Below are 12,915 nucleotides of genomic sequence, written 5' to 3' on the forward strand. Positions count from 1 at the left end.
ATTCGTAATTGGATCCGTACCTTTACCGCTCCAAAACAATATGATATGGCAATAACCCACTCTATCCCCTCTGTAGATCTGGCGGACTTTACCTCTGGTGACGCCGGCCGGAAAGCAGCCTTTGTGCAGCAACTGGGAAAAGCTTACGAAGAAGTTGGTTTTGTAGCAGTAAAGAATCACGGCATTCCTGACGAGCTGATTGCTGACCTCTACAAGTATGTGCAACAGTTCTTCCAGCTGCCCTTTGACACCAAACATAAATATGAAATCCCTGAACTGGCCGGCCAGCGCGGCTACACCTCTTTTGGTAAAGAGCACGCCAAAGGGTACGAGGCGCCCGACCTGAAAGAGTTTTTCCAGTTTGGACAAACTGTGGAAGACAGCGATCCCATTGGGGAAGAATATCCGCCGAATGTACAGGTAGACGAAGTCCCGGCTTTTACGCCTACCTTCTTCAAAGCCTACCGCGGCTTTGAAACTTCCGGCAGGTACCTGTTACAGGCCATCGCCCTGTTCCTCGGACTGGACGAAAAATATTTCGACGATAAAATCCACAACGGGAACTCCATCCTGAGGGCTATCCACTACCCTCCTATCAAAGAGGAACCTAAATCAGCCATCAGGGCGGAACAACACGAAGACATCAACCTGATCACCCTGCTGGTGGGCGCTTCTGCCGACGGGTTACAGATCCTGGATAAACAAAACAACTGGGTGCCGGTTACCTCCCTGCCGGAGCAGATTGTGGTAAACGTGGGCGATATGCTGCAGCGGCTTACCAACAACCGGTTAAAATCCACTACTCACCGGGTGGTAAACCCTCCCCGCGAAATGTGGCACACTTCCCGTTATTCCATTCCTTTCTTCCTGCATCCCAAATCCGCCATGAGACTGGATTGCCTGGAAAGCTGCGTTACCGCCGACAACCCGCTGGCCTATGAACCCATCACCGCCGGCGAATACCTCGATGAACGCCTGCGCGAAATCGGATTGAAAAAATAGACTTCCTATATGTTCAAAGTCCCGGCAGGACTACCTACCGGGACTTTTCGTTTATCCTGCGCAAGGGCAAGTCTGGTTATTTCAGGCTTTTCAGCATGGTTATTTTTTTCAAGGTTTTTCTGATATGGTCACTTTTTTGGTCCGGGCACTCTTTCATGCCGGTGGGTTATAAGTTTCACAGTACAAACCAGTTACAACGGATAAAAGGCCATATTCGATTACAATAGCCACCCTTATTACAAGTATTGTGCCCTTATTATATTACGGATTAGTATTATTAGCAACACTGTTGTATTTTGTCGGATTATTTTTACTAACTTATTGAATCCATCGAGCGGAATTCACTTTATCAATAACTGTGTTTCTACGTCATATACCTTTTCTGAAAGCGGTGCTATTACATAGCATAACTGCCTACGGTGGCCCGCAGGGGCACCTGGCAATGATGATGAAAACATTTGTGTACCAACGAAAAGACGTTACCGAGCAGGAACTGATGGAATATAATGCCTTCTGCCAGCTCCTTCCGGGCGCATCCTCTTCCCAGACACTTACCCTTATCGGTTATAAACGCGGCGGCGTTATGCTCGCCATCGTTACCCTGCTTATCTGGATCACGCCTGCCTGTTTAATGATGGGTTCGCTTAGTTTCCTGCTGCAGTACTTCGACAAGCGCGCGTTACAGACAGATATTTTTAAATACGTACAGCCGATGGCGGTAGGCTTCCTTGCTTTCGGCAGCGTCAAAGCTTTCCGCATCAGCATCAACAGCCTGGCCACGTTCGTGATCATGATCGTCGCCATGTTTGCCGCCTTTTACCTGAAATCGCCATGGACCTTTCCGGCGCTGATCATACTGGGGGGAATTGTGTCCAACTTCAGTAACAAACGTATCCCCGACATTTCGGACAAACCTAAAAAAATACAATGGGGGAATATCTGGCTGTTTGTGGTCATTTTTGTGCTGGCTGGTTTTCTCTCTGAATATGCGCGGTCCCATGAATGGATCACCCGCCGTCCCTTTAACCTGTTTGAGAACTTCTACCGTTTCGGCAGCCTCGTTTTCGGCGGCGGCGATATCCTCATCGCCATGATGCTGGAGCAGTACGTTACCCGCACCAAGTCCAACTACATGAGCGCCGAAGAGCTGCTGACCGGCGCCGGTATCATGAGGGCCCTTCCGGGGCCGACGTTCTCCATCTCCGCCTATGTAGGCGGCATGGCCATGCGTAATCTGGGGATGGGTTACCAGTTCCTGGGCTGTATCCTGGCTCCCATCGCTATCTTCCTGCCCAGCCTTTTGCTGGTGCTCTTCTTCTTTCCCATCTGGCATAACCTGAAAAAATACGTGGTCATCTACCGGGCGTTGGAAGGGATCAACTCCGTGGTGGTAGGTATTATGTGGGCAGCCACCCTGATCCTGTTTTTCGCTATCCCGGTCACGTGGTACAACCTGCTGATCATGTTTACCACCCTGGCGCTGCTGCTGTTTAGCCGGCTGCCGTCGCCCTTTATCGTAATAGCCTGCCTGCTCATGGGCTGGCTGCTGTAACTCAGATATTATATTCCCTGATTTTATTGTACAAGGTGGTAAGGCCGATATCCAACAGCTCTGCGGCCCTGGTTTTATTGCCTTTTACATGGGCCAGTACCCGGATGATGTGGCTCCGCTCCATCTCGGCCAGCCGCATAGACGAGGGCGTATTGTCCACCCCCTGCTGGAAATCAAATGGCAGGGCAGACACGTCCAGTGTATCCGTGTCCGTAAGGATGGCGGCCCGCTCTATCACGTTCCGCAGCTCGCGGATGTTGCCTTTCCAGCTATGCTGCTGCAACGCCTGTAGAAAAGCGGGGCTCATGCCGGTGAGGCGTTTGTTCAGTTTAGGGGAAAACTGCTGTATAAACCAGGTGGCGAGCAGCGGGATGTCTTTTCTCCGTTCGTTGAGCGAGGGCAGCGAGATCTGAAACACCGACAGGCGGTAAAACAGGTCTTCCCGGAAATGGCCCGCCGCTATTTCCTGCTCCAGGTGGCGGTTGGTAGCGGCGATCACCCTTACGTCGGTTTTAACCGGTTTGGCCTCTCCCACTTTATAAAACTCCTGCGCTTCCAGCACCCGCAGTAATTTGGCCTGCAGTTCCACCGGCATCTCCCCGATCTCGTCCAGGAAAATGGTGCCTCCGCGGGCTTCTTCGAAAAAACCTTTTTTATCCTTTACCGCTCCGGTAAAGGCGCCGGCCACGTGGCCAAACAATTCGCTTTCGAGGATGTCTTTGCCAATGGCGCTGCAGTTGACCGCCACAAACGGCTGCTGGCGCCTGTTGCTGCCCTCATGGATAGCATGGGCAAACACTTCTTTGCCGGAGCCGGTTTCACCCAGCAACAGCACTGTCATGTCGGTAGGGGCCACCTTGCGGGCCAGTTCTTTGGCGGTATTGATTTCGGGGGAATTGCCCAGGATATTGTCGAAATTATATTTGCCGGCTATTTTCTTTTCCAGGTCGCGGATGCGAAACTGTAGCCGGGCTTTGTCCATCGCCTTGCTGACCAGCGGGAGGATACGGTTGTTGTCGTCTCCTTTGGTGATATAATCGAATGCGCCGTTCTTAATAGCCTGTACCCCATCGGCGATATTGCCGTAGGCCGTAAGAACGATCGTTTCCACTTGCGGGAAGCGGCTGCGGATCGTTTGCACCAGCTCTACCCCGTTGCCATCGGGCAACTTCACATCTGACAATACCACGCTGATGTCCTCTTTCTCCAGGATTTTCAAGGCAGAGCGGATGTTTCCCGCTTCATGCATGGTGTAACCTTCCAGTGACAGCAACCGGCTCAGGAGCTTCCGCAACTGGTCCTCGTCGTCTATAATGAGTATATGGCCCTCCAAGGTATTTTGTTATTTGGTTATTGGGTTATTAAATTATTCATCGATTTCGATAAACACAACAAAGTAACTAAATAACCCAATAACCTAAACCAAATATCAAAATAACCAAATATCAAAATAGCTAAATGATTATACGTTTTGCTCCGGTCTGTTCCGCGTGGTCTTCTGATTGGCTTTAAAAACAAGTGCCGCCAGTACCGCCGCCAATGCGCCCATCGCGATGTTGGCAAAGAGCACGTTGCCCAGGAACATGATCCAGAACTTCTGTTGTTCCGTATTTTCGTTGCTGACTACGGTGGTGCCAGCGCCGTTTTCCTGCTGCACCATATAGTGCCCATCTCCGCTGACCACCAGGAAATGAAATACCAGCGAAAACACCGCTACCAGGAAGGTGGCCAGCAGCGTGGTCCGAAACCCCATGGCAAATGCCGACTTCATCGATGTCTGGTTATGATGCCGGCCATTATAATGCACGATGGACAACATCACGCCCAGGAAAAACACCAGGCTCGTGCAGAAGCCGGTCCATAGCGTGCCGTACTGATTGGTGACATAAAAAATAACTGTCAGCGCCATACAGATGACCGCGATAATAATACCGTAAACAGGGGACAATTTCACAGGAACTTGCGATGACTGTTGCATAACATTGGGTTTTAACGTCAAAAAAATCAGCTGTCTGCGGACTGTTCCACATCACGGATAAACTTCCGCAGGTCATTTTTTGTACTTTGAATATCGTGCCAGATATCGCCAACTTCGTTTATCCGTTCCAGTGAGTTAAACAAATCGAAGTCACTGATCTTCAGTTTTTCATTCACCTCTTTCCAATGGAGCGGCATAGACACAGTAGCGCCGGGTTTGGGCCTTACCGAATAAGGAGCGGCTACTGTCTGGCCGCGGCTGTTTTGCAGAAAATCAAGGTATACTTTCTTATTACGGGCTGCTTTGGCGCGGGTAACACTGGTGCTCTTCGGCAACTGTTTGTTTACCTGACGGGCAATATATTCCGCAAACAACCGTCCTGTGTCGTAGCTGTGTTTACCGCCGGTAGGAATATAAATATGAAGGCCGGTTGAACCGGAAGTCTTGCAGAAAGAAGTTATCTTATACGGGTCCAGGAAAGCCTTGATATGCAGGGCAGCTTCCACCACATATTTAAAATCGATGTTCTCCGGATCGAGGTCCATCACCACGTAGTCAGGATTATCCAGCCTGCCGGTGCGCGACAGCCACGGGTTGATCTCTATACAGCCCAGGTTGACCATATAAGCCAGCGTAGCCTCGTTATTGCACAACAGGTAGTCTACATCCTTTCCGGTGGAAGCGGCGTGCAACGCAATGCTTTTAATCCATGCCGGCGTCTGTTCCAGGTCCAGGTCTTTCTGATAAAAGGAAGGTTTGTCTATCCCGTTCGGGAAACGGTGCAACGACATGGGCCTGTCTTTCAGATGCGGCAGTATGTACTGCGCTACTGACAGGTAATAATCCACCAGCTGGCCTTTGGTGATCTTTTCTTTCGGCCAGTATATTTTCTGCTGATTGGTAAGGTTTACCTTTTTGCCGTTGAGCGTAAGAACGCGGTCTTTTTCTGCGGTAGCAGCAGCGGTAGTGGTAGCCATGGTCTGAACTGTTTTAGGTGTTTCCGGATGTACATCTGACGGTGGTTTATCTTCTCTTAATCCAAGGAATATCGGCATACGAAGGATACCGTCGCCGGTCCATTCTGAAAATTTCACCTGGCATACCAGTTTGGGCTTTACCCAGGTGACAGGCATGTTTGTCCTGATTTTACGGTCAAATGGTGACGTAGGCTGCACCAGCGGCCGCAGCTTTTCTGACAGCATGTCCAGCGTAGCCTCATTGAGCCCGCCGCCACAATTGCCGATATACTTCAGCTGCTTATCATCATACAAGCCGAGTACCAGCGCGCCCAGTTTCTTGCGGCTGCCCCTGGGTGCGGTAAAACCGCAGATAATGGCTTCCTGTTCATTGGTGACCTTTATCTTCAGCCAGGAGGCGGAGCGGCGGCCTTCCTCATACGGGCTGTCGGCTTTTTTGGCGATCATACCCTCCCATTGCTGCTGCCGGGCTTTTTCGAAGAACTCCTTTCCTTTTTTGAGCACATGTCCCGAATACTGTACCCGCTTATCGTTGAGCTGTGCTACCACCTCTTTCAGCAGGCTTTTACGCTCCAGCAGTGTCAGCTGCTGCAGCTCAGTACCGTTGAGATGCAGCAGGTCAAATACCATATACACGAGATTACCTTTACCGGTGGTTTTATAGTTCTGGAGGGACTGGAAATGCGAACTCTTTTTACTGTCGAGCACGATAATTTCGCCATCCAGCACCACATTATGCGCAATATTCTCCACGGCCGCCACTACAGCGGGATAGTCTTTGCCAAAGTCTTTTTCATTGCGGGAATACAGCTGTACTTTACCGTTCTGCACGGCGGCGATGGCGCGGTACCCGTCCCATTTGGTTTCAAACAGCCAGCCGGCATCGTCAAAGGGTGCGTCTACCAGGGTGGCCAGCATAGGCTTGTAGACTTTTTTAATGGGCTCTTTCCTGCGCGAAGCGGTTGATGTCTTTACCGGCTCCGGTGCGGGCTTGCGGACGGGGCTTTTTTTTTACTACCGGCGGCTTTCTCCCGAAGGCCCTGCTCTTTTACCCGCTGCGGCGTATAGTCTTCACTGTCATACTTCTCTTTCACGTACTTATCGCGGTGTTTGATCAGCAGCCAGGCGTTATCTTCCGAGGCTTTCATCTTCACCAGCGCGAACTCTCCTTTCAGCTTCTTTCCTTTCAGCACTATTTTAAGATCACCGGCCTTCATCTCTTTCAGGGCTTCTTTATCGAAATCTTTGCCATCGTCACGCAGCAGTTCAAAGGTGCCTTTGTCCCAGATGTACACCGTGCCTGCGCCGTAGTTTCCTTTAGGGATGGTCCCTTCAAAGTCTTTATAGTCATACGGGTGGTCTTCCACCTGCATGGCCAGGCGCTTATCGGCGGGGTCCAGCGAAGGGCCTTTGGGCACGGCCCAGCTTTTCAGCACGCCATCTACTTCCAGGCGGAAATCGTAATGCAGCCGGGAGGCGTGATGCCGTTGCACCACAAAAATATGTTTCCCCTTCGCCGGCTTGCCGGCGACAGGCTCCGTGGTTTCCCCGAAGTTCCGTTTTTGTTTATACCGGGTAAGGCTCATGACGCGCGTTTTTTACTGGTGGAAGGTTTACCGCCCAGGCTGGCTTTCAGCTGGTCGAACAGATCATCGCTCTTGGTATGTACTACCTTGAGTTTCTTCACTACCGGTTTCTTACCGCCGGCTTTGGCTTTGATGATCTTCATCAGTTCCGCTTTGTATTCATCTTTATACTGGCTGATATCAAACTCGGTGGAGTATTGTTTGATCAGCTCTATGGCCATGTCCAGCTCCCTTTTAGCGATTTTCACCTTATCCGGCAGATTCAGGTCTTCCGAGGAGCGTATCTCCTCTTCATAGCGCAGCTGCTGCAGCAGCAGGTAATTTTCCCGGGGCCTGATGACAGCCAGGTGTTCCTGCGTGCGCAGCACAAAGCGGCTGAGCCCTGCTTTCCCTGTTTTCTGCAGGGCTTCCAGCAACAGTTCATATGCTTTTTCACCACCTTTGGCCGGTTCCAGGAAGTAAGGATTTTCAAAATAGATATCATCTATAGAAACCTCTTCCACAAAGGACTCTATTTCAATGATCTTACTTTTCTTAGGGCTGGCGGCTTCGTAATCTTCGTCTTCCAGTATCACATATTCATCATTGTAGAGATATCCCTTCACTATCTGTTCCCAGGGCACCTCTTTCCCGGTATTTTCATTCACTCTTTTAAACTTGATATGAGCCAGTCCGTGGCTGTCGAGCATATCGAGGTCCAGCCTGCTGTCCTGTGTGGCACTGTATAATTTGACGGGTATATTGACCAATCCGAAGCCGATTGATCCTGACCAAATTGCACGCATAGTGTGAAAGTTTTGGTTATACGTTAATGTTAACACAAATAGTACCAGTGTACGCTATAATGGTAAACAGCGCGGCATAACTTTTGGTTTTTTCTTCTGGTAACCAAAACCCTTATTTTATGGAAAAGCCAGGAGAAATGACAACACTGACACGCGTTTTAGAGCGACTGCATGAAAAGGGATATGACCATGAGCTGAAGATGAGTGACCACGGCAGAATGCAATCGCCGGACATGCAGAAAATCTACAATCCGGAAGACCTTACCATTATCAAAACCTATCGTTTCGAAGGCGAATCAGACCCGTCAGATTCTTCCATTCTGTATGTAATGGAAGATGCCGAGGGCAATAAAGGGTATGTACTGGACGCCTATGGCGCCTACACCTCCCACGACGAGCCCTGGTTCGACGAGTTTATCAAGAAAATCAAAGTGGAAGACAGGGAAGAGCAGCTACTGTTTGGCTAGCTGCTTCAAATAATCCAGCAGAACTTTTTCATCAGCATGCAACCCGTCGCTATTGGCGGGTTGTTTGCGTTGGAGCCGGATTTTCTTCAGCCAGGGCTCCAGTGTTCCGTTTTCATAGTCGTTCAGCAGCTGGGGGTGGATATAATATTTCCGGCAAACGGCGCGGGTATTCCCCAGTTTGGCGGCCACCGTGTCTATAATACCCACCACATTGCGTTTACAGGCTGTCACAGAAGTAAAGTCCTCCAGTTCCGCCAGCAGGTTCAACGCATGTACCGTACCTGCCCAGGTACGGAAATCTTTACAGGTAAAGTCTTCCCCGGTACATTGTTTCAGGTAGTCGTTGATTTCCCCGGAATCCAGCGCGTGTGTCTCACCGTTGTCGTCGTAGTACTGAAAAAGTTCGTGACCGGGTATGTCCCGTACCTTTTTGAGGAGGCGGGTGAGCGCGGCGTGGCGTAACTGGATTTTATGGGCCACGCCTTTTTTGCCGCTGAATTGAAAGAAGGCTGCGGAGCCGTTGATCGTCACATGTTTATTGCGGAGTGTAGTGAGGCCGTGGGAGCCATACAGTTTTTCGTAGGCGCTGTTGCCCACGCGGATCAGTGTCTCCTCCATGACCGCCAGTGCAATGGCGATCACCTTTTCTTTGTTTAGCTGGCTGCCATGGAGGTCCTGCTGTATTTGCCGCCGTATGGCCGGCAGCAGTGCGCCGAAATATCGCAGCCGGTCATATTTGGTTTCATTGCGTACCTGCGACCACGTAGTATGGTAGCGGTATTGCTTGCGCCCTTTCACATCTAGGCCGGTAGCCTGCAGGTGGCCATTGGCCCATTTGGAGATCCACACGTTTTCCCAGGCCGGCGGCAGCACCAGCTTACGGATACGCTCCAGCACGGTATCGTCGGTGATGACGGCGCCGTGTTCATCTTTATAGACAAAGTCGCCGTTCTTCGTGCGTTCGCGGGAGTAGCCGGGAGCGCCGGCCTTCACGTAGCGTAATTTCACTGCCCTGGCTACCGCCACGGGGTCTGTTATGATCGCGGTGTTATCCATTTACAATTTCTCCTCCGTTAGGGTGCAGGATTTGTCCGGTGAGGTAAGAAGATTCTTCACAGGCCAGGAAAACGTAGCAGTGCGCCACCTCCACAGGCTGGCCCGCCCGTTTCTGGGGCACGTCCGACCCGAATTTGGACACTTCCTCCGGTGTAAAGGTTGCCGGGATGAGCGGCGTCCAGATAGGGCCCGGCGCTACGCCATTTACCCGGATACCCTTTTCCGTCAGGGATGCCGACAACGAACGGACGAAGCTCACAATAGCGCCTTTGGTGGCGCTGTAGTCGATGAGATGGCTGCTGCCGCGGTAGGCCGTCACGGAAGTGGTGCAGATAATGCAGCTGCCTTTTTTCAGGTGCGGCAATGCCGCGCGGGTGAGGTAAAAATGCGGGTAGATATTCGTCTCAAAAGTCTTATGCAACTGTTCTGCAGTGATATCTTCCAATCCCTGCTGCGGGTACTGCACCGCCGCATTGTTGACCACTATGTCCAGTGTTTTAAACTGTTTGATGACTTTTTTGATGATATCCTGGCAATGTTTTTCCTGGCGGATATCTCCTGCAATGGTAAGGCATTGGCGACCGTAACGTGCTACTTCTTTAGCGGTGATGGCGGCATCTTCTTTTTCGTCATAAAAAGAGATGGCCACGTCTGCCCCTTCGCGGGCGAAAGCGACCGCCACTGCCCTGCCGATGCCGCTGTCGCCACCGGTGATGACTGCTACTTTGCCTTGCAGGCGGCCTTTGGATGGCTGCTTCTTGTCAAATACGGGCTTAGGGTCCATAGCCGTTTCCAGTCCTGGTTGACGGCGCTGTTGCTGTGCCGGTCTTACGGCCTTCTTTGGATTGGATTTCTGCATGATATCTTCATTTAAAAAGGCCCCTGTGCAATAACAGGGACCCTTGCAGTTTTTCTATTCAACAAACGAACAATCTTTTACACAAGCGTATTTATTCCGCAGCTGCTTCTTCGTTAACGGTAGATTCAGCTATCTCTGTGAGCAGACTGTCTGCGTGTTTTTCTTCTTCGAGGGTTTGCTCCAGCAGGTCTACTGCATCGGAATGGCCCATGACGTTAGCCAGTGTACGCAGGCTGCCATAAGCGGAAATTTCGTAGTGTTCCACTTTCTGGGCGGCGATGATAATGCAGGCGTCTCTGACCATGGAATCTTCCTCTGTATCTTCCACACCCTGTTGGGCTTCAGCGATAAGCCCTTCCATAGCTTCGCATTTTTTGCCCATCGCTCTTTTGCCCATCATCTCGAAAATTTCTTCGAGGCGGCTAACGTGGGTTTTCGTTTCCTCCAGGTGGTCACCGATGGCGGTTTTCAGTTCTTCGGAAGTAGCCGCTTTCTGCATTTTGGGCAGGGCTTTTACCAGGGCTTTCTCCGCCCAGTAAATATCTTTCAGTTCTTCCATGAACAGTTCATGGAATTTGGAATTACTCATCTGCTCCGCTGTATTGGATTTGCGGGCGGGTTTTCTGTTTGTGGAAGCTGTTTTTGCTGTTGTTCTGGACGTAGGCATAAACGTAAAAGTTTAGTTGTGTGATGAAATGCTAATTATCTGGTGTGTGTCTCTGAAACGCCTGATCGGCCTGAGGGTCTGCCGGTTGCCGGGGCACTTCCCTTTCGGGCAGTTCTTCCGGAATGGGCTCAGGCTTGTCGGGGGGAGGTTGCACAGGCGTCGGATTTTCCCTTCCCGGTTGTTCCTTGTCCGGCTTAGGTTCCTCGTCTGGCTGCTTTTTTCTTTCCGGGTTCATAGCTTGCTGTTTTATGGGTTAAATAACTGTTGAAAAAAAATCAAAGTTCATTCCAATGCCACCATAACCGTCATCAATGCGCACTTACATTACTACCAAACGCAGTACAGCAAAGGGATTCAGCCGTCATCAACACTTGTCAACGACGCCAGCCGCACGGCGTATTCACGGTTCCGCATGAGCCGTAGAAATAAGTAGCATACTGTGGAAATAGTTGCGCAGAAAGGACTTCAGAAAAATAGGCAGCCCGGTCATCTGTTTTTAGCACATAAAATAGTATCTTGAATTGCTTACACAGTAACCACTATTGAAGAGACCAAATGCATTTTCCAGTATATAAAAAAATACGCATCGGATTTTTCATTGCCTTTACGGTTATTATAGCTGCATCCATCTTTTCCTACCTCGTGGCCAAGAACCTGCTGGACAACGCCGGCAGGCTGAATCACGCCATAGAAGTGTCCAAACGGCTGGAGGTGATCACCCGGCAACTGAAAGAAGCAGAGGCGGCCATACGGGGCTATAATCTCACCAAAGACAGTTCTTTCCTGAACCCCACCATGCAGGAAAGAAGCATGCGTATAGAAAAAGAATACCTGCTGCTGCGAAAAATTACGGCCGATAATCCCCTGCAGCAAAAACACCTGGACACCCTGCGGCAGCTGCTGACCATCAAATACGAACAGCTCATGTCCGGCAGCCAGACGGTGACGGTGGCACGACGGGAGACGTCCGTAAAAGAAGGGGAAAAGGCAGCTGACCGGCTGGACAGAAAGGTACAGGACATGATACGCATCGAGGAAAGCCTCGTGCATGAAAAATCCAAACTGTTTCATTTCTTCTCCGTGCTGTGGGTGCCGGTGATCTTCATCTCCTCGATCGTGGCCATCCTGATCGGCATTTATTCCTATGTGACGCTGACCCGCGAATTCCGCCTGCAGCTTCATATTGAAAGCAAAATGAAATCCTACCAGCGCGATCTGCAGCAGAATATTTCCCTGCTCAATAAGACTAACCAGGAACTGGAACAGTTTGCTTATGTGGCCTCTCACGACCTGCAGGAGCCCCTGCGCAAGATATCCACCTTCAGCGACCGGTTGCAGATGAAATACAAGGAAAACCTGCCTCCCGACGCTATCCAGCTGATAGACCGCATGGTGTCAGCAGTGGCCCGTATGCGGGTGCTGATCAACGACCTGCTGGTGTTCTCGCGGGCAGGGCGCATCACCCCGGAAAGCATCACCCGGGTAGATATGAATGTGCTTTTACAGGAAGTGCTCACCGACCTGGAGGTAACCCTCGAAGAGAAAAAAGTAACCGTCACCTACGACAGCCTGCCCGAGATAGAAGGCAGCGATACCTCTTTCCACCAGCTATTTCAGAACATACTGGCCAACGCTATCAAATTCGCCAGCCCCGACAGGCCGCTCGTGATCACCATCCGGCAACAGGTGCTGACAGGCAAGGAACTGGGGTTTGTAAAAGAAAACCGGTGGGACGCCTCCTTCTGCCGTATCAGCATCGCAGATAACGGCATCGGCTTCGACCCGGCCTTCGCGGAGCGCATCTTCCTGATCTTTCAGCGCCTGCACGGCATCAGCGAGTACACCGGTACCGGCATCGGACTGGCCATCTGTAAAAAAATAGTTGACAGCCACAACGGTTTCATCTTCGCAGAGGGCCAACCCGGGCAGGGAGCCACTTTTGTCGTTGTTTTACCCCTCCTGCAGGGGAATAAAAATGAAGGATGA

13 protein-coding genes are annotated in these 12,915 nt (G+C 50.9%); 4 read left to right on the plus strand and 9 right to left on the minus strand.

Annotated elements, in window-relative coordinates; all coding sequences use genetic code 11:
* Positions 1-45 precede the first annotated feature (45 nt).
* Both HF324_RS32720 and chrA read left to right on the plus strand, forming a co-directional pair.
* Positions 46-1,002 carry an isopenicillin N synthase family dioxygenase gene (locus HF324_RS32720; protein WP_168808029.1) on the plus strand — a complete coding sequence of 319 codons (957 nt, stop codon included), beginning with the start codon at positions 46-48 and terminating at the stop codon, positions 1,000-1,002.
* A gap of 358 nt (positions 1,003-1,360) precedes the next feature.
* Positions 1,361-2,554: a chromate efflux transporter gene (chrA, locus tag HF324_RS32725; protein ID WP_168808032.1), complete on the plus strand. Its 1,194-nt coding sequence runs from the start codon at positions 1,361-1,363 to the stop codon at positions 2,552-2,554.
* Between the two features lies 1 nt (position 2,555).
* Here chrA and HF324_RS32730 read toward each other — a convergent pair whose 3' ends face one another.
* From HF324_RS32730 to ku, 5 genes are all read right to left on the minus strand, one after another.
* The gene (locus tag HF324_RS32730) at positions 2,556-3,887 is read right to left on the minus strand and encodes a sigma-54-dependent transcriptional regulator (RefSeq protein ID WP_168808034.1); all 1,332 of its coding nucleotides are present in this window, start codon (positions 3,885-3,887) and stop codon (positions 2,556-2,558) included.
* Positions 3,888-4,016: 129 nt separating this feature from the next.
* Complete coding sequence (locus tag HF324_RS32735) at positions 4,017-4,532, minus strand: DUF4199 domain-containing protein (RefSeq protein ID WP_168808036.1); 516 nt, start codon at positions 4,530-4,532, stop codon at positions 4,017-4,019.
* Positions 4,533-4,558: 26 nt separating this feature from the next.
* Positions 4,559-6,427, minus strand: coding sequence for a DNA ligase D (ligD, locus tag HF324_RS32740; protein ID WP_258539354.1), 1,869 nt, complete (start codon positions 6,425-6,427; stop codon positions 4,559-4,561).
* Between the two features lie 53 nt (positions 6,428-6,480).
* A complete protein-coding gene (locus HF324_RS33770; protein WP_258539355.1) occupies positions 6,481-7,095 on the minus strand; it encodes a DNA polymerase ligase N-terminal domain-containing protein in 615 nt (204 codons plus the stop codon).
* Entirely contained in the window at positions 7,092-7,880 is a 789-nt protein-coding gene (ku, locus tag HF324_RS32745) for a non-homologous end joining protein Ku (RefSeq protein WP_168808039.1), read from the minus strand. Before ku ends, HF324_RS33770 begins: the two co-directional genes overlap by 4 nt.
* 119 nt (positions 7,881-7,999) lie before the next feature.
* Here ku and HF324_RS32750 point away from each other — a divergent pair, with 119 nt between their 5' ends.
* Positions 8,000-8,347: a hypothetical protein gene (locus HF324_RS32750; protein WP_168808041.1), complete on the plus strand. Its 348-nt coding sequence runs from the start codon at positions 8,000-8,002 to the stop codon at positions 8,345-8,347.
* On the opposite strand, the gene HF324_RS32755 is transcribed toward HF324_RS32750, so the two are convergent.
* From HF324_RS32755 to HF324_RS32770, 4 genes are all read right to left on the minus strand, one after another.
* Positions 8,333-9,403, minus strand: a complete 1,071-nt coding sequence (locus HF324_RS32755) for a DNA topoisomerase IB (RefSeq protein WP_168808043.1) — start codon at positions 9,401-9,403, stop codon at positions 8,333-8,335. The two genes, HF324_RS32750 and HF324_RS32755, sit on opposite strands and share 15 nt — an antisense overlap.
* Positions 9,396-10,262, minus strand: coding sequence for an SDR family oxidoreductase (locus tag HF324_RS32760; RefSeq protein WP_168808045.1), 867 nt, complete (start codon positions 10,260-10,262; stop codon positions 9,396-9,398). The genes HF324_RS32755 and HF324_RS32760 overlap by 8 nt, the downstream gene beginning before the upstream one ends.
* A 91-nt stretch (positions 10,263-10,353) precedes the next feature.
* Positions 10,354-10,929, minus strand: coding sequence for a YciE/YciF ferroxidase family protein (locus tag HF324_RS32765; protein ID WP_168808047.1), 576 nt, complete (start codon positions 10,927-10,929; stop codon positions 10,354-10,356).
* A 31-nt stretch (positions 10,930-10,960) separates the two neighbouring features.
* Complete coding sequence (locus HF324_RS32770) at positions 10,961-11,164, minus strand: hypothetical protein (RefSeq protein ID WP_168808049.1); 204 nt, start codon at positions 11,162-11,164, stop codon at positions 10,961-10,963.
* Positions 11,165-11,484: 320 nt separating this feature from the next.
* On the opposite strand from HF324_RS32770, the gene HF324_RS32775 reads away from it, so the two are divergent.
* Positions 11,485-12,915, plus strand: coding sequence for a sensor histidine kinase (locus tag HF324_RS32775; protein WP_168808051.1), 1,431 nt, complete (start codon positions 11,485-11,487; stop codon positions 12,913-12,915).

This window comes from Chitinophaga oryzae (genome assembly GCF_012516375.2).
GTDB lineage: Bacteria > Bacteroidota > Bacteroidia > Chitinophagales > Chitinophagaceae > Chitinophaga > Chitinophaga oryzae.